Origin of the sequence: Pseudomonas defluvii (genome assembly GCF_001695625.1) — a bacterium.
GTDB lineage: Bacteria > Pseudomonadota > Gammaproteobacteria > Pseudomonadales > Pseudomonadaceae > Aquipseudomonas > Aquipseudomonas defluvii.
The window spans coordinates 1-17547 of the sequence record NZ_MBPN01000072.1 but is presented as its reverse complement, the minus strand read 5'-3'; the positions used below and the strand labels follow the sequence as shown (position 1 = coordinate 17547).

Annotated in this window: 16 protein-coding genes; 5 read left to right on the top strand and 11 right to left on the bottom strand. The window is 57.9% G+C overall.

The annotated features are described in order from the left end of the window. Positions 1 to 50: 50 nt before the first annotated feature. The 8 genes from aruF to acs all read right to left on the bottom strand — a co-directional run bounded on the left by aruF (position 51) and on the right by acs (position 9457). A complete protein-coding gene (aruF, locus tag EKA13_RS18285; protein ID WP_065760743.1) occupies positions 51 to 1070 on the bottom strand; it encodes an arginine/ornithine succinyltransferase subunit alpha in 1020 nt (339 codons plus the stop codon). A gap of 125 nt (positions 1071 to 1195) precedes the next feature. Then, entirely contained in the window at positions 1196 to 2416 is a 1221-nt protein-coding gene (locus EKA13_RS18280; RefSeq protein ID WP_065760742.1) for an aspartate aminotransferase family protein, read from the bottom strand. Between the two features lie 395 nt (positions 2417 to 2811). Next, positions 2812 to 3792, bottom strand: a complete 981-nt coding sequence (gene argR, locus EKA13_RS18275; RefSeq protein WP_065760741.1) for a transcriptional regulator ArgR — start codon at positions 3790 to 3792, stop codon at positions 2812 to 2814. Between the two features lie 107 nt (positions 3793 to 3899). Continuing rightward, the gene (locus EKA13_RS18270) at positions 3900 to 4664 is read right to left on the bottom strand and encodes an ABC transporter ATP-binding protein (RefSeq protein ID WP_065760740.1); all 765 of its coding nucleotides are present in this window, start codon (positions 4662 to 4664) and stop codon (positions 3900 to 3902) included. A gap of 66 nt (positions 4665 to 4730) precedes the next feature. After that, complete coding sequence (locus tag EKA13_RS18265) at positions 4731 to 5429, bottom strand: ABC transporter permease (RefSeq protein ID WP_065760739.1); 699 nt, start codon at positions 5427 to 5429, stop codon at positions 4731 to 4733. Beyond that, the gene (locus tag EKA13_RS18260; protein WP_065760738.1) at positions 5426 to 6115 is read right to left on the bottom strand and encodes an ABC transporter permease; all 690 of its coding nucleotides are present in this window, start codon (positions 6113 to 6115) and stop codon (positions 5426 to 5428) included. The genes EKA13_RS18265 and EKA13_RS18260 overlap by 4 nt, the downstream gene beginning before the upstream one ends. A gap of 90 nt (positions 6116 to 6205) precedes the next feature. Next, positions 6206 to 6994: an ABC transporter substrate-binding protein gene (locus EKA13_RS18255; protein WP_065760737.1), complete on the bottom strand. Its 789-nt coding sequence runs from the start codon at positions 6992 to 6994 to the stop codon at positions 6206 to 6208. Positions 6995 to 7501: 507 nt separating this feature from the next. Next, on the bottom strand, positions 7502 to 9457 hold the full coding sequence (gene acs / locus EKA13_RS18250; protein ID WP_065760736.1) for an acetate--CoA ligase: 1956 nt from the start codon (positions 9455 to 9457) through the stop codon (positions 7502 to 7504). A gap of 420 nt (positions 9458 to 9877) precedes the next feature. On the opposite strand from acs, the gene EKA13_RS18245 reads away from it, so the two are divergent. Continuing rightward, positions 9878 to 10138, top strand: a complete 261-nt coding sequence (locus EKA13_RS18245) for a DUF2790 domain-containing protein (protein WP_065760735.1) — start codon at positions 9878 to 9880, stop codon at positions 10136 to 10138. Positions 10139 to 10227: 89 nt separating this feature from the next. On the opposite strand, the gene EKA13_RS18240 is transcribed toward EKA13_RS18245, so the two are convergent. Then, on the bottom strand, positions 10228 to 11799 hold the full coding sequence (locus EKA13_RS18240) for a sigma-54-dependent transcriptional regulator (protein WP_065760734.1): 1572 nt from the start codon (positions 11797 to 11799) through the stop codon (positions 10228 to 10230). A gap of 270 nt (positions 11800 to 12069) precedes the next feature. Between EKA13_RS18240 and phhA the strand changes: the two genes are divergently transcribed. From phhA to EKA13_RS28640, 4 genes are all read left to right on the top strand, one after another. Beyond that, on the top strand, positions 12070 to 12858 hold the full coding sequence (gene phhA, locus EKA13_RS18235; protein ID WP_065760733.1) for a phenylalanine 4-monooxygenase: 789 nt from the start codon (positions 12070 to 12072) through the stop codon (positions 12856 to 12858). Positions 12859 to 12901: 43 nt separating this feature from the next. Continuing rightward, entirely contained in the window at positions 12902 to 13258 is a 357-nt protein-coding gene (locus tag EKA13_RS18230) for a 4a-hydroxytetrahydrobiopterin dehydratase (RefSeq protein ID WP_065760732.1), read from the top strand. Then, entirely contained in the window at positions 13258 to 14451 is a 1194-nt protein-coding gene (locus tag EKA13_RS18225; RefSeq protein ID WP_065760731.1) for an amino acid aminotransferase, read from the top strand. The genes EKA13_RS18230 and EKA13_RS18225 overlap by 1 nt, the downstream gene beginning before the upstream one ends. A gap of 235 nt (positions 14452 to 14686) precedes the next feature. Then, on the top strand, positions 14687 to 14818 hold the full coding sequence (locus EKA13_RS28640; protein ID WP_281182078.1) for a hypothetical protein: 132 nt from the start codon (positions 14687 to 14689) through the stop codon (positions 14816 to 14818). A 69-nt stretch (positions 14819 to 14887) separates the two neighbouring features. On the opposite strand, the gene arfB is transcribed toward EKA13_RS28640, so the two are convergent. Continuing rightward, positions 14888 to 15301 carry an alternative ribosome rescue aminoacyl-tRNA hydrolase ArfB gene (gene arfB, locus EKA13_RS18220; RefSeq protein WP_065760730.1) on the bottom strand — a complete coding sequence of 138 codons (414 nt, stop codon included), beginning with the start codon at positions 15299 to 15301 and terminating at the stop codon, positions 14888 to 14890. Positions 15302 to 15392: 91 nt separating this feature from the next. Further along, positions 15393 to 16814 (bottom strand): amino acid permease, encoded by a 1422-nt coding sequence (locus tag EKA13_RS18215; protein WP_065760729.1) that lies wholly within the window; start codon positions 16812 to 16814, stop codon positions 15393 to 15395. Positions 16815 to 17547: the final 733 nt, after the last annotated feature.

Here is a 17547-nt window from a genome sequence, read left to right as displayed (position 1 = left end):
TGGCCCGCCGCAAAACTCGACCTGGGTACTCGGTTATCAAACCGCAGGCATCAAACCGCAACCAGGCGCACGCTGGCGCCCTCGCCAACACCCAGGGCATCGGCCGCTTCAAACGTCAGGCTGACTGGCTTGCCAGGCACCCAGTCCAGCTCCAGCAATACGGCGCGGTAGTCCTGCAACTGGCCGTTGGAAACCAGATACGGGCGCCCACCCTTGGCCACCTGTTCCTCGATACGCACAGGCACCACGCGGCTTTGGGCGATCGAACGGATACCCGAAACCCGCGCATGCAAGGTTGGGCCACCGTCGAAAATGTCGATGTAGTGATCCGTTTCAAAACCTTCGCGCATCAGGATGTCGAAGGTGATTTGCGCACGCGGGTGAACCTGGCCCATGGCCTCTTGCGCGGCATCCGGCAGCAGCGGCACATAGATCGGGTAATGCGGCATCAGCTCGGCCAGGAACGTCCGGCTCTTCAAGCCGCACAGGCGCTCGGCCTCGGCATAATTGAGGTCAAAGAAGTTACGTCCAATGGCATCCCAGAACGGTGAGTCGCCCTGTTCATCGCTGTAGCCGACGATCTCGGTAACCACCGAATCAGCAAAACGCTCAGGGTGAGAAGCCATGAACAACAGGCGTCCGCGAGAGTTCAGCTCGGACCATCCCGTTCCCACCAACTCCGGCAGCACATAAAAACTGGTCAGCAGGCTGTTGCCGGTCAGGTCATGACACTGCGACAGCACGTGAATCTTGTTGTGGATCTTCAGTTCACGCGAGGCGTGAACAAAGGTCTCGTTACGAAAGCTGTAGAACGGCTCTGAATAGCCTGCCGACGCCACAATCGCCGAACAACCGGCCAACTTGCCGGTGGCGGTGTCCTCCAGCACAAAAAAGTAGCTCTCTTCGCCATTGAAGCTGACTTCAGCGGCAAAGGAGGTCTCAGAGGCGGCAATCTTGTCGCTCAAACGTGCGGCATCGTCCGGCAGGGACGTGACACCAATGGGACTGTCGGCAGCCAGACGCTGTACTTCGCCTAGATCAGCCATTTGCGCGGGGCGCATCACCAGCATGGTGTCACTCCTTTTCGGGGAAAACAGGCCGACAGCCGTCGGCACGAAAAAAGCAGCGCGTGCGAAGTGCACAGGCTGCGGAAATCAGTTTCGCTGGCCCGCAAGGGCCAGCGAACAGAGAGCAATCAGCCCTGGGTCAGCTTGGCAACAGCACGCTCGAAGCGGTCGAGGCCAGCATCGATGTCGGCATCCTCGATCACCAGGCTTGGCGCGAAGCGCACCACATCGGGACCGGCTTGCAGAATCATCAGGTCTTCTTTTTCGGCCGCGTTGAACACGTCCTTGGCCTTGCCTTTCCAGGCATCGGACAATACGCAACCGAGCAGCAGGCCCAGCCCACGGACTTCAGTGAAGATGCCGTACTGCTGGCCGATCTTCTCCAGGCGCGCCTTGAAGCGATCAGACTTGGCTTTCACGCCGCCGAGCACTTCAGGGGTGTTGATGATATCGATGACGGCATTACCGACCGCACAGGCCAGCGGGTTACCGCCGTAGGTAGTGCCATGGGTACCGACAGCCAGGTGCTTGGCCAGTTCTTCGGTGGTCAGCATGGCACCGATCGGGAAACCACCGCCCAGGCTCTTGGCGCTGGAAAGAATGTCCGGGGTGACGCCGTAGTGCATATAGGCAAACAGCTCGCCGGAGCGGCCCATGCCGGTCTGCACTTCATCGAATACCAGTAGTGCGTTGTACTTGTCGCACAGCTCACGAGCACCTTGCAGGTACGCCTTGTCGGCTGGCAACACACCGCCCTCGCCCTGCACAGGCTCGATGACGACGGCGCAGGTCTTGTCGGAAATTTGCGCTTTCAGTGCTTCCAGATCGTTGTACGGCACATGGCTGATACCCGTGATCTTCGGCCCGAAACCATCGGAATACTTCGGTTGGCCGCCCACACTCACGGTGAACAGGGTACGGCCATGGAAGCTGTTCACGGTCGCGATGATTTCGTTCTTTTCAGGGCCGAAACGATCATGAGCAACGCGGCGCGCCAGCTTGAAGGCTGCTTCGTTGGCTTCGGCGCCAGAGTTGCAGAAGAACGCACGATCAGCAAAGGTAGCATCGACCAGCTTGCGCGCCAGGCGCAGCGCCGGCTCGTTGGTGAAGACGTTGGACACGTGCCACAGCTTTTGTGCTTGCTCGGTCAACGCAGCAACCAGTGCGGGGTGGGCATGCCCCAGGACGTTCACGGCAATACCACCCGCGAAGTCGATCAGCTCGCGGCCCGCCTGGTCCCAGACTCGGGAGCCCGCGCCGCGCACGGGAATGAAACCCGCCGGTGCGTAGTTGGGAACCATTACCTGGTCGAAATCGGCGCGTTGCACCGGAGCTTGCTCAACGGACATCGGAGTCTCCTGAAGAGGAACGCCTGCCTGAAACTGGCGAGCGATGGGGGGATTGTAAGGAGAGATTGGCGCCTGTCCTTGCCGCCAAGCGACAACTTCTTATAGCGCCAAACCCTGTTTTAACAAGGCTTTCGGCAATGCGACAAATAGGGTCGCAAAGGCGCAGTTTAAACGGTGCGAGCTGTCGACGGGGAGATTCCGCTTCAAGGGCAGATGGAGAAATTTCCGGGCGTGCGCATCAGCGCGACAACCTGTTTCACGGGAGCGGCTCCACGCCAACGGTCCAGGCGCTACGCACACTCGATCCGGCGACAACCGAACCGATGCTGTCGCCGCACATTGACCGAGAGGTGGCTATAAAGGGAGTGGCTTACTGCCGAGGCAACACTGCAGGGTCAACCGCGTTCGGCGGGCACAGAAGAAAGCTCGAAGGGGCTGCTGCTGCGACGCTGGTTGCGATCTTCACGCGGCGTTGCGCCGAAAAAATTGCGATAGGCGCTGGAAAAGTGCGGCCCAGAGGAGAAGCCGCATGACAGACCAATCTGAATGATCGATTTGCTGGTCTGCATGAGCATCTGCCGCGCCTTGTTCAGCCGCAACTCCAGGTAGTACTGGCTAGGAACACGGTTCAGGTACTGCTTGAAGATACGCTCTAGCTGCCGACGAGATACGCATACATGCTGCGCAATTTCGTCAGTGGTCAGCGGCTCTTCAATATTGGCCTCCATCAACAGCACCGCCTGGGTCAGCTTGGGATGGCTTGAACCCAAACGATTCTGCAGCGGGATACGCTGGCGCTCACCGCCCTCACGGATACGCTCAACCACCAGTTCTTCGGAGACCGCGCCGGCCAACTCCGCACCGTGATCACGCGCAAGCACCGCCAGCAGCAGATCCACGACAGACATGCCACCGCAGGCGGTCAGGCGGTCGCGGTCCCAGTCGAACAGATGACTGGTCGCAATGACCTTGGGGAAGCGCTCGTTGAAATCATCCTGCCAGCGCCAATGGACAGCTGCGCGGTAACCATCGAGCAAGCCCAGCATGGCCAACGGGTAGATACCGGCAGACAAGCCACCAATCACACACCCTGCGCGCACCAGTTGCTTGAGCGCGCTGCCCAACGCCGAGTTGATGGCCTGAGGCGGCTCATCCGCCAGCAGAAAGAGCTTGTGACAGCCCTCCAGACGCCCCGCCCAAGGCTCGCCCGGCAAACGCCAAGCGCCTTCGACAGGCACCTCCGCCTGCAGGAAACGCAACTCATAAACCACCTCAGGGTGCACTTTCTGGGCAACCTGCAAGACCTCCTCAGCCAGCGCCAGGGTCAGGGCCTTGGTGCTGGGCCAAATGAGAAAAGCAATGCGCTGGGTGGTCATAAAGGAGGATCCGAAACCGTGGATGAGACAAAGGTCAAACTGCAACCGACACGCAGCATGACCTGTTTTGGTGCAAAGCGGCAGCCTTGCCGAGCCTCAATGGCAGATTATTTCAGGCTACCTGCCAGGAACTGCTGCAAACGCTCGGATTGCGGATTGACCAGCACTTCACGCGGATTGCCACATTCTTCCACCAACCCCTTGTGCAGGAACACCAACTGATTGGACACCTCACGGGCAAAGCCCATTTCATGCGTCACCACGACCATGGTCCGGCCTTCCTGAGCCAACGACTGCATCACCTTCAACACATCACCCACCAGCTCCGGGTCAAGCGCCGAGGTAGGCTCGTCGAACAGCATCACCTCCGGCTCCATCGCCAGCGCACGGGCAATGGCCACGCGCTGCTGCTCGCCACCGGACATATGCCCAGGATAGGCGTCCTTGCGATGTGCAACACCCACCTTGGCCAGGTAATGCTCTGCCTTCTCCAGCGCATCCTTCTTGGACATGCCCAATACATGCACGGGCGCCTCGATGATGTTCTCCAGCGCCGTCATGTGCGACCACAGGTTGAAGTGCTGAAACACCATCGACAGGCGAGAACGCATACGCTGCAGCTGCTTGGGATCGGCGGCCTTTAGCGCACCCTCCTTGTTCGGCACCAGCTTGAGCTCTTCATTGTTCAGCAGGATTTTACCGGCGTGCGGCTGCTCGAGCAGGTTGATGCAGCGCAGGAACGTACTTTTGCCCGAGCCACTGGAACCAATGATACTGATTACATCGCCTGCCTTGGCAGCAAGCGATACGCCCTTGAGCACTTCGTGACTGCCGTAACGTTTATGCAGATCTTGGACTTCGAGTTTGTACATGCTGTCGGTTCTCAAAAAACGGTCTGTCATGAGCAAATGCCCGGGGCGAAAAAAATGCCGCAGGCCTCAGCCCTTGCGCGGCGCCAGGTAGCCAAGCCAGCGGCGCTCGGCCATCTTGAACAGGCGGACCAGGATGAAGGTCATGCACAGGTAGAACACGCCGGCGGTGATATAGGCCTCGAACGGCAGGTAAAACTGGGCATTGACGGTCCGGGCGGCGCCGGTGATATCAATCAACGTGACAATGGATGCCAGACTGGTGGTCTGCAACATCATGATCACCTCGTTGCTGTATTGCGGCAGTGCACGACGCAGCGCCGACGGCAGGAGGATCCGCCGGTACATCTTGACCCGCGACATACCAACAGCCTTGGCCGCCTCGATCTCCCCATGAGGAGTAGCCTTCAAGCTGCCTGCAATGATCTCCGCAGTGTAGGCACTGGTGTTGATGGCGAAGGCCAGGCACGCACAGAAGGTTGCACTGGACAGCCACGGCCAGAGGAAGCTTTCACGCACCGCCTCAAACTGGGCCAAGCCGTAGTAAATCAGGAACAGCTGCACCAGCATCGGCGTGCCACGAATCACATAGGTGTACAGCCAGGCCAGCAGGTTGACCACAGGCTGCTTCGAGACCCGCATCAACCCCAATGGGATAGACACCAGCAGACCAAAAAACAGCGACAAGGCAAGCAACTTGAGCGTGGTCAGCAAACCACTCATGTACAGTGGCAAAGCATCCCAAATGACGTTGTAGTCGAAGATCATAGTTCAGCCGCCTTTACGCCAACCGAGTAGCGTTTTTCCAGATGACGCAGCGCCAACAGCGAGACACTGGTAATCACCAGGTACAGCGCTGCCACCGCCAGGAAGAAGGTGAAGGGTTCACGGGTGGCGTCGGCCGCCTGCTTGGCCTTGAACATCATGTCCTGCAAACCGACTACGGAAATCAACGCCGTAGCCTTGGTCAGTACCAACCAGTTGTTGGTGAAGCCCGGAATGGCCAGCCGAATCATCTGCGGCACCATCACCCGGAAGAAAATCTGCACACTGCTCATGCCATAGGCCATGCCGGCCTCAGCCTGCCCCTTGGGAATCGCCATGAACGCACCGCGAAACGTTTCCGAGAGGTAGGCACCAAAAATGAAGCCTAAGGTACCGACACCCGCGATCAGCGGATTCAGGTCAATGTAATCGTCGTAACCCAGCAGTGGCGCGATCCGATTGAGCAGGTCCTGGCCACCGTAAAAAATCAACAGGATCAGCACCAGATCGGGGATACCGCGGATCACCGTGGCATACAGATCACCCAACCACGCCAACCAGCGTACCGGCGATAGCCGCAATGCCACGCCAATCAGGCCGAGTACAATGGCCAGGGCCATTGACGACAGGGCAAGCTGTAGCGTCAGCCATGCTCCGTCGAGTATGACTGCCCCGTAGCCTTTCAACATGATGAGGTCCTCGACCTTAGGGATGAAAAAATGGTGCAAACCTCAGAGCTTCTGCTGCTTGCACCATTACACAGGTGAAACTTCGACGATTTACTTCGCGGTCTCAGGACCGTAGATGTCGAAGTTGAAGTACTTGTCCTGGATCTGCTTGTACGTGCCATTGGCACGAATAGCCGCGATGGCCGCATTGATGCGATCCAGATTAGCCTTGTCGCCTTTGCGCACGGCAATACCAACGCCGTCACCAAAGTACTTCACATCCGTGAAGGCCGGGCCGACAAAGCTGAAGCCCTTGCCTGCATCAGTCTTCAGGAAACCGTCTTCCAACAGCGTAGCATCGGCCACGGTGCCATCGAGACGACCGGCAGCGACGTCCAGGTAGATTTCGTTCTGGGTACCGTAAGGGACAATTTCTGCGCCTTTCGGTGCAAAGACTTCCTTGGCAAAGCGGTCGTGAATCGAACCACGCTGAACGCCAATCTTCTTGCCCTTCAACTCATCCAGGCTTTCACTGACCTGAGCACCCGACTTCATCACCAGGCGCGCTGGCGTCAGGTAGTACTTGTCGCTGAAATCAACCGACTTCTTGCGATCTTCAGTAATCGACATGGACGACAGAATCGCGTCGATCTTGCGCACTTTCAACGCGGGGATCAGACCATCGAACTCCTGTTCGACCCATACACACTTGACCTTCATCTCTTCGCACAAGGCGTTGCCGATGTCGTAGTCAAAGCCAACGATTTTGCCGTCCGGCGCTTTCGAGGCGAAGGGTGGGTAGGCGGCCTCGATACCAATTTTCAACGGCTTCTCATCAGCCAGCGATGCCAGGGAAAACACAGACAGCGCCAGTGCGCCAAGCAGTGCGAGTTTCTTCATCTGAGAACTCCATCGGTACAGGGCAATATGAGGCAGGGGGAACGACTGCCCAATATGCGAATGGGTACAACGCAGAAGCCGCGCGGTGCTCGACGGACAGTCGAAGCAACACGAGCAAGTGATTGGCATTTTAGCGACAGCCCCGAAGCCGATATTTCTTCAATGCGACAACTAGTTACAGAAGCACCAGAAGCACCGACCCGAGATATTGACAGCCTTCACATAGTATGCAAAAGCGAAAGACAAATAACCTATCAACCAAGCAATAACCGGGCCCATTATTGGCAAAGCCTTCTAATCCGGCAAGCGCAGCGTGACAACATACTGTTTCACCCCAAAGAAAAGCCCCAAAAACAGGCACTCACGTTTCTCTTTGCCCCGCTTCTGCGCAGAGCCGGTGACAGAATTGGTTACCGATGAATGTCGAAGTAACAGCTTATGACCACCCCAAAACAAGAAAGCCCCGCCTGACGTGTGCCGGGCGGGGCTCGTGCAAAACCGTAACCGTCAGGCGGCGGTCATGGCCTTGTGGGTATCGATCAGATGTTGCACGACGCCTGGATCGGCAAGGGTCGAGATATCACCCAGGCCATCGTACTCAGCCGTCGCGATCTTGCGCAGGATGCGCCGCATGATCTTGCCCGAACGCGTCTTCGGCAAGCCCGGCGCCCACTGGATAACGTCCGGCGAAGCGATCGGACCAATCTCTTTGCGCACCCAGTTTTTCAATTCCTGACGCAACGCATCGGTAGGCTCCACCCCTCCATTAAGGGTGACATAGACATAAATGCCTTGGCCCTTGATGTCGTGCGGCACGCCCACAACAGCCGCTTCGGCGACTTTAGGATGGGCAACCATGGCGCTTTCGATCTCGGCAGTCCCCATACGGTGGCCGGAAACGTTGAGCACGTCATCCACACGCCCGGTGATCCAGTAGTAGCCGTCCTCGTCGCGACGGGCGCCGTCACCCGTGAAGTACATACCCCGGAACGTCTTGAAGTAGGTGTCGACGAAGCGATCGTGATCACCAAACAGCGAACGCGCCTGGCCTGGCCAGGAATCGAGAATCACCAGGTTACCCTCGGCAGGACCATCGATCAGGTTGCCAAGGTTGTCCACCAACGCAGGCACCACACCGAAGAACGGACGCGTTGCCGAGCCGGGCTTGAGCGCGGTAGCACCTGGCAGCGGGCTGATCAGCACGCCACCGGTCTCGGTCTGCCACCACGTATCGACGATTGGGCAGCGCGCTTTACCGACGGTCTGGTAGTACCAGTTCCAGGCTTCGGGGTTGATCGGCTCACCCACAGAACCCAGAAGACGCAAGCTGGAACCGTCGGCGCCAGCAACTGCGGCCTGCCCCTCAGCCATCATCGCGCGAATTGCCGTGGGCGCTGTGTAAAGAATATTCACTTTGTGCTTGTCGATAATCTTCGACACACGCGTGATGTCCGGATAGTTCGGCACGCCTTCAAACAGCAAGGTGGTCGCACCATTGGCCAGCGGGCCATAAACGATGTAGCTGTGGCCGGTGATCCAGCCCACGTCAGCAGTGCACCAGTAGACCTCGCCCGGACGGTAGTCAAAAACCCGCTCATGGGTCAGCGCGGCATACACCAGATAGCCCCCGGTGGTATGCATGACACCCTTTGGCTTACCAGTGGAGCCCGAGGTATAGAGAATGAACAGCGACTCTTCCGCACCCATTTCCTTCGGCGCGCAATGGCTGGAGGCAACCTTCATCAGGTCTTCGTACCAGATGTCACGATGCTGGTGCCAAGCGATCTCTCCCCCAGTGCGCTTGCAGACGATGATTTTCTGCACGCTGCTGGTTTCGGGGTTGGTCAGTGCCAGGTCGACATTGCCCTTCAGCGGCGTACGACGCCCACCACGCAACCCCTCATCCGCCGTGATTACGATCTTGGATTTACAGTCAATGATACGACCGGCCAACGCCTCGGGCGAGAAGCCACCGAATACGACCGAATGAATGGCACCGATGCGGGCACACGCCAGCATGGCAACCACAGCCTCGGGAATCATGGGCATATAGATAGTGACGACATCACCACGGTGAACATCCTGACCGCGCAGGGCGTTGGCAAACTTGCAGACCTGCTCATGCAGCTCGCGGTAGGTGATGTTGCGGCTTTCAGAAGGGTCATCACCTTCCCAGATAATGGCGACCTGATCTCCGCGCTCCGCCAGGTGGCGGTCCAGGCAATTGTAGGAAACGTTCAGAGTGCCGTCGGCGAACCATTTGATATCGACATGGTGATCGTCGAAAGAGGTCTGCTTGACCTTGGTGAAGGGCCTGATCCAGTCGATGCGTTGAGCCTGCTCGCGCCAGAAGCCGTCCGGGTTGATCACCGACTGTTGGTACATGGCCTTGTAGGTTGCCTCGTCGGTCAACGTGGTGGCTGCAACCTCGGGACGAACGGGATACAGGGAAGCCGCACTCATCTTTGTTACCTCGGTGTAATAGTTGTTTTTGTATGACCCCGATGTAACTGTACCAGAGCCGCACAGACCATTCGACATTGGTAGTAACAAAGCAGTCTTTTCAGTCAATATTTGACAGAAATGGCTCTAAATCAAGCCTTACAGAGAGGTGCACCACTTAGATTTGCAGGCAACGACCAAGATTACCAGTCGATTGTTACAGTTTCCGTCAATAGTGTTTATCAAAAGTACATCTGTTTACCACCACGACCTCGCCCTAAAATTCACCTCGCCAGCAACGGCAACGCGATTAACAACTTGTTACAGCCCCCACGAAGGCCCGTTAATCACGCATTAATTTTTGAGCATTAACTCTGTTGTTGCACACGTAGCTCCACAAGGGCTACGTGCCCCCTTACGACCTAGACAGGTAAAATGAACATGAAAGCTTTACTGGTATTGGCACTCGGCACTGTTTGCGCATCCGCCATGGCTGATGAAGTTGCAAATAATGCGGCCGAGCAAATTCCGGTTGAACAGTACAGTTACTCGCAACACTTGGACATCGCCAAAGTTATTTCCATGAGCGAAATTCCAAACGTGTGTGAAGTCGTCCCAGCACGCATGACCTATGAAGACTCGCAGGGCCAAAAACACATTCTCGAATACCGAGTAATGGGTAACGGTTGCTCCAACGGCTGATCGCCGGAGCCACTGACCGCAGCGCCTCGCTTCCCGAAGAACGAGGCGCGCTGCGCCCCTCCTGAAACACGAGCAACTGCTGGCACACTTTACTCAGCGCCACCCGCCCCTGACTTTCCAACCGCGTGCTCACGCAACTTGTTGGCAATCGTGGTATGTGAAACACCCAGCCGTTTTCCCAAGGCACGACTGCTTGGATACTCATCCAACAAGCGCTCCAATACCGCTTTTTCAAAACGCCCCACTATTTGTGCCAGATCGCCCTCCAGGGAAAACTCACCCAAGGGTTGACGCGCACCGTAGTCCGGCAAGCGAATATGTTCAGGTTTCACAATGCCTCCATCACACAGTGAAACCGCCTGAAATAAAACATTCTCCAATTGACGGACATTACCAGGCCACTGGTACTGACTCAGGCGTTCCATCGCCGCAGGCGCCAACTTCGGTAACGCACAACCAATCTGCCGACTGGCCTGATCCAGAAAATGCTCGACCAGTGGCGGCAATCCATCGAGGCATTCGCGCAGTGGCGGAATATGCAGCGAGAGCACATTCAGGCGGTGATAGAGATCCTGGCGAAACTCACCGCGTGCGCACAACTCGGACAGGTCAACCTGAGTAGCGCAGATGACCCGCACATCCAGGTACACCTCCTCATCACTGCCCACACGACGGAAACAGCCATCCTGCAGGAAGCGCAGCAATTTGACCTGCAAGCGCGGGCTCATCTCGCCAACACCATCGAGAAACAGCGTCCCTCCCGCCGTCAACTCCAGCAGCCCCAATTTGCCCTCGGCGCGCGCGCCCTCAAAGGCGCCCGGGCCATAGCCGAACAACTCGGTCTCAGCCATCGACTCAGGCAGCCCGGCACAGTTAAGCGCCATAAGCGGCGCCTGCCCGCGCGGACTGGCCAAATGGCAAGCGCGTGCCAGCAGTTCTTTGCCTGTACCGGTCTCACCCTCGATCAGCAAGGGCGCATCCAGAGGTGCCATCCTGCGCGCCTCACGCACCACGGCAGCCATGACTTTCGAGCTCTGGAAAATGCTGTCGAAGCCTCGCAACTCCTGTTTGCGCACATTGTAGATCCGCTCACCAATGCGATCGGCACGGTGCAGAGTCAGTACCGCGCCAGCCAGCGCTTCACTGTCATCATGCTCAGACTGCAAGGGCGCGATGTCTGCCAAAAAGACATCGCCTTTGACCTTGACCCGCAAGCCATTGATGCGTGACTTGTTCGCCCGCACCAACTCCGGCAAGTCGAAATCCTCGGCATAGCGGGACAAGGGAATACCCGGCACCTCATCGACCCGCACCCCCAGCAATTGCGCCGCGGCACGGTTGGCGGCAACGATCGAGCCGCCCATGTCGATGGACAGCACCGGGAAATCCAGGGCACCCAGCAGCGCATTGAGCTCCATGTGACGACGCTCACTGGGCATGAGCCCGACGCGCTTCACACCGAACACACCGGCAATCGATTCGAATTTTGGCCGCAAGGCCTGGAACTGCAGATTGATCAGGTTCGGGCAATGCAGGTAGATCGCATTGCCATGCTCCCCACCCACCTCGCCACGAGCAACGTTGATACCGTAATCCACCAGCAGGTTGAGGATGTCACGCAGGATGCCAATACGGTTTTGGCAATGCACTTTGATACGCATGAAATGTCCTACAAGTAAGGCTTCGCTCGGCAACTATTCACACAAGCGCTAGAATTACTGTAAAGAATACGTGACAAATCAACCCGATCTCAATGGCATCCGAGCCTTTGATTACCGAAGCAACAGAGAATCGTAAAGTTATCGTTACATAAAACCTGTTCTTTCGAGTGGATGCGCCGCCCTGCCCCAGGTGCAAACGCATCTGCGAAAGGCTATCTCTAGGGCCATGGCTTGACCCATAACAATAAAGGCCCTCAGCAGGAGAGCAGCATGAAACAGACGCACTACGTGGCTCGCGAGCCCGATGCGCAGGGGTTCATTGACTACCCGCAGGAAGAACATGCGGTGTGGAATACCCTGATTACCCGCCAACTGAAGGTCATCGAAGGCCGTGCGTGCCAAGAGTACCTGGATGGCATTGATCAGTTGGGCCTGCCTCATGACCGCATCCCGCAACTGGGCGAGATCAACAAGGTACTGGGCGAAACCACGGGGTGGCAGGTTGCCCGCGTGCCTGCGCTGATCCCCTTCCAAACCTTCTTTGAACTGCTCGCCAGCAAGCGCTTCCCGGTCGCCACCTTCATTCGCACCCGTGAAGAACTCGACTATCTGCAAGAACCGGACATTTTCCATGAGATTTTCGGCCACTGCCCGCTGCTGACCAACCCCTGGTTCGCCGAATTCACTCACACCTACGGCAAACTCGGCTTGAACGCCACCAAGGAACAGCGCGTCTACCTGGCTCGCCTGTACTGGATGACCATTGAGTTTGGCCTGGTGGAAACACCGCAAGGCCGCAAGATCTATGGCGGCGGCATCCTTTCCTCACCGAAGGAAACGGTCTACAGCCTGTCCAACGAACCTGAGCACCAGGCCTTCGACCCGCTCGAAGCCATGCGCACGCCATACCGTATCGACATCCTGCAGCCCCTGTACTTTGTGCTGCCGGACCTGAAGCGCCTGTTCGACCTCGCCCACGAAGACATCATGGGCATGGTCCAGACTGCTATGCAGCTAGGCCTTCACGCACCGAAATTTCCACCGAAGGTAGCCGCCTGAGCTGCCCATTCATACCCATAACAAACCACTTGCGGAAATACCTATGAACGCCTTGAACCAAGCCCACTGCGAAGCCTGCCGTGCCGATGCCCCACAGGTCAGCGACGAAGAATTGCCGGTACTGATCAAACAGATTCCGGATTGGAACATCGAAGTTCGCGACGGCATCATGCAGCTGGAAAAAGTTTTCCTGTTCAAGAACTTCGCCCACGCACTGGCCTTCACCAATGCGGTCGGGGCAATCTCCGAAGCCGAAGGTCATCACCCAGGCCTGCTGACCGAGTGGGGCAAAGTCACCGTGACCTGGTGGAGCCACTCGATCAAAGGCCTGCACCGCAACGATTTCATCATGGCCGCCCGCACCGACGAAGTCGCCCAGACCGCCGAAGGTCGCAAGTAATGCACTTCGACGCCATCGCGCGCGTACCGGGCGACCCAATCCTGGGGCTGATGGAGGCCTATGCCAAAGACAGCAACCCGAACAAGTTCGACCTTGGCGTCGGCGTGTTCAAGGATGCTCAGGGGCTGACGCCAGTCCCTGTTGCGGTGAAAGTTGCCGAGCAACGCCTGCTCGACAACCAGGCCAGCAAGAGCTACGTCGGAGGTCATGGCGACGCTGTTTTCGGTCGACTGATCTGTGAACTGGTGCTGGGGGACGAGTCGCCGCTGCTAACAGCGCAACGCGTCGGTGCCACCCAGACACCAGGAGGTACGGGTGCTTTGCGCTTGTCTGCGGAGTTCATCAAGCACTGCCTGCCGGGCCGCGGCATCTGGCTGAGCGATCCGACCTGGCCCATCCATGAGACCCTCTTTGCCAGTGCCGGCCTTGCGGTTCATCACTACCCCTATGTGGGCGCAGACAACCGCCTGAACGTCCCGGCCATGTTGACGGCACTGGAGTCTGCCCCCAAGGGCGACGTGGTACTGCTGCACGCCTGCTGCCACAATCCGACCGGTTTTGACCTGTCACAACAGGACTGGCTGGCCGTGCTGGAGGTCGTTCGTCGTCGGGAACTACTGCCACTGATCGACTTCGCCTACCAAGGCTTTGGCGATGGGCTTGAGGAAGACGCCTGGATGGTACGGCGGTTCGCTGCTGAACTGCCTGAGCTACTGATCACCAGCTCCTGCTCGAAGAACTTCGGCCTGTACCGGGAACGTACGGGGGCCCTGCTGGTCTGCAGTGGCGACGCCCAGAAGCTGCTGGACGTGCGCAGCCAATTGGCCCTGCTGGCCCGCAACCTCTGGTCAACGCCACCCGACCATGGCGCCGCCGTGGTTGCGCAGATTCTTGGCGACCCGGCATTGAAACACCTGTGGGTAGAAGAAGTGGACGCCATGCGCCAGCGCATCGCCCAGCTGCGCACAGGCCTGGTCGAGGCACTGGCACCACACGGCCTGGGGGAGCGTTTTGCCCACATTGCTCAGCAACGGGGCATGTTCTCCTACACGGGCTTGTCTGCCGAACAGGTCACGCAACTGCGTGAACGACACAGCGTCTATCTGGTCAGCACGGGCCGGGCGAACATCGCCGGCGCAGATGCTGCGCGACTAGACTCACTGGCAGCAGCCATTGCCGACGTCTGTCGCTAACCCCAAGCAGGCCGTTCTCCAAAAGGGAACGGCCTCGCTGACGAAACACCCCGCGCACTAGCACCCACCAGCCACGCCGACCACGCCGACCACGCCGACCACGCCCAAAGTATGAGCTGCCGATTGGCAGTAAAACTCATACTGTCACGCAGACTCCTGTATCCTACCGAGGCTTTTTGCAAAGCCATGCGTGTATTGCGCAGCCTTTCCACTCACACTTGCGAGGAACGACGAGATGCATGAAATCCCGAATCTTCCCTTCCCAAGCCTGAACCCCGCCGAGCAGGAACCTGCTCTTCATAGCGCCGAACCAGCCAATGCTGCTGACACCAACGGCGAAGAACTCCCGAGCGCCGACCAGGAATAACCGCGCACAGAGGGTGTGAAAACCAGTATCGGGGCAACCCAGCCCGCGGTTTTCACACCACCAAGCCCCTCAGTAATCCACCTTGCCTCGCCCAGCCTTTACCGTTCCACGCTTGCTCTTGCTCTCCAGCCTGCGGGTCTTGGAGCCCAGCGTTGGGCGCGTCGGCCTGCGCACCTTCTCAACCTTGACCGCTGCCTTGATCAACTCGAGCAGGCGCTCCAAGGCGTCGGCGCGGTTCTGCTCCTGCGTACGGTACTGCTGAGCCTTGATGATGATCACGCCCTCGCGGGTGATACGGTGATCGCGCAGCGCCAGCAAACGCTCCTTGTAGAACGTCGGCAATGACGAGGCCTGCGTATCGAAACGCAGGTGCACGGCACTGGACACCTTGTTGACGTTTTGCCCACCAGCACCTTGGGCACGGATCGCGCTCAATTCGATTTCGTCATCAGGGATATGCACAGCATTGGATATGATCAGCATGGGTCCGGCTTGAAGAGAACAGCCTTCAGCATACCCCATAAAAACCAAAAGCCCGGCACAAGGCCGGGCTTTCGAACAGCGTCGCAACATGTTACTTGGCTGTGGCGCTCACAGCGGCAAGGGATGCCTGGGCGCTACGCTTGTTCTTCAGCACGTAGCAACCCCACATCACCACCACCCACACAGGGATGGCATAAACCGATACCTGGATGCCCGGGATCAGCAGCATGATGCCGAGGATGAAGAGCACGAAAGCCAGGCAGATATAGTTGCCATAGGGGTACCACAGCGCCTTGAACAGCGACGTCTGACCGGTACGATCCATGTGCTGGCGGAACTTGAGGTGCGAGTAGCTGATCATCGCCCAGTTGATCACCAGGGCTGCCACCACCAGCGACATCAGCAACTCCAGCGCATGCTGCGGGATGAAATAGTTGAGCAGCACAGCAACCAAGGTCACACCGGCCGAGGCCAGAATCGAGCGCACCGGCACGCCACGCTTGTCGATTTTCGCCAGGCCTGCAGGAGCATCGCCCTGCTCAGCCATACCGTAGAGCATACGGGCATTGCAGTAGGTGCCGCTGTTGTAGACCGACAGTGCCGCCGTCAGTACCACGAAGTTGAGAATATGCGCGGCGGTGTTGCTACCGAGCAGGGAGAACACCTGCACGAATGGGCTGCCACTGTACGCGTCACCAGAGCTGTTCAGACTGGTCAGCAAGCTATCCCATGGAGTCAGCGACAACAGTACGACCAAGGCGCCGATGTAGAAAATCAGGATACGGTAGATGACCTGGTTGATCGCCTTAGGAATCACGGTTTTCGGCTTGTCGGCTTCGGCCGCAGTGAAGCCGAGCATTTCCAGGCCGCCAAAGGAGAACATGATGATCGCCAGCGCCATGACCAGGCCACTGACACCATTCGGGAAGAAACCACCGTGATCCCACAGGTTGCTGACCGAAGCTTGCGGACCACCACTGCCACTGACCAGCATGTAGCTGCCCAGGGCGATCATGCCAACGATCGCCAGCACCTTGATGATCGCGAACCAGAATTCAGCCTCACCAAAGACTTTGACGTTGGCCAGGTTGATCGCGTTGATCATCACGAAGAACACAGCTGCCGAAACCCAGGTCGGGATCTCCGGCCACCAGTAGTGGACATACTTGCCGACTGCCGTCAGCTCCGACATGCCCACCAGGATGTACAGTACCCAGCAGTTCCAGCCAGAGAGGAAACCGGCGAAACCGCCCCAGTATTTGTGGGCGAAATGGCTGAACGAACCGGCAACCGGTTCCTCGACGATCATCTCGCCGAGTTGACGCATGATCATGAACGCGATGAAGCCACAGATCGCGTAACCAAGAATCATCGACGGGCCCGCCGACTTCAGCACGCCTGCCGAGCCGAGAAACAGCCCGGTGCCAATTGCACCGCCCAGGGCGATCAACTGGATGTGGCGATTTTTCAGGCCGCGCTTGAGCTCACCTGAATGCGAGTTTTGTCCACTCATGAACGGAGTCACCTGTTTGTTTTTATCTGTGACGGAATCGGACCCACCGCACTCGTGGCGCAGCGGAATTAACAAGGTGGTAGACCTTGAGGGTTCTTGGACGGGGTCGGTCATACGGGCGGCAGCCCGGACGAATTAGCCTGGTGTCAGCAAGATTGCGCGGTACGCATTGGGGTCACAGTTAAAACGCGGCGCATTGTATACCCCTGCAGTCGGGCAGGGGTCAACACGTTGCGTTAATGTCTGCTGACAAAACGCACCGGTCCTGTGGGAGAGGTGAAGCCTGGAAGTGTGTCTGGCGTGCATGGCGCCTCCGATTGTTCTTATTAGCAGCCCAGGCTCTTCGGCCCGGCTTTGCACACGGCAATGGCGCACATATCACCGCGCCCGGCAGACGCGAGCAAGCCATTGACGCTCACGGAAAGCGCAGCGAGAGGGGATTTTCGGCAAGGTTTTGTTACAGCTGCAGGCGATGGCCGATTTGACGGGGAAAAAACGGCATTCTTGTAAATATTTTTTTACAAGGCGGTTCAAAAATTTTCCGCACTGTGGAGGGCAGGCTTGCCTGCGATTTGGTCAGCGGGGTGTCAGCCAGTGCGCGGGGCCTGCATCGCGGGCAAGACTGAACTGGCCTAATGATTTTGGACACTTTGATCGGGCGCTATGATGGCGCCCATATCAGAGGATGTTCCGATGCGAAATTCTTATTCGAACGAGTTCAAGCTTGAAGCGG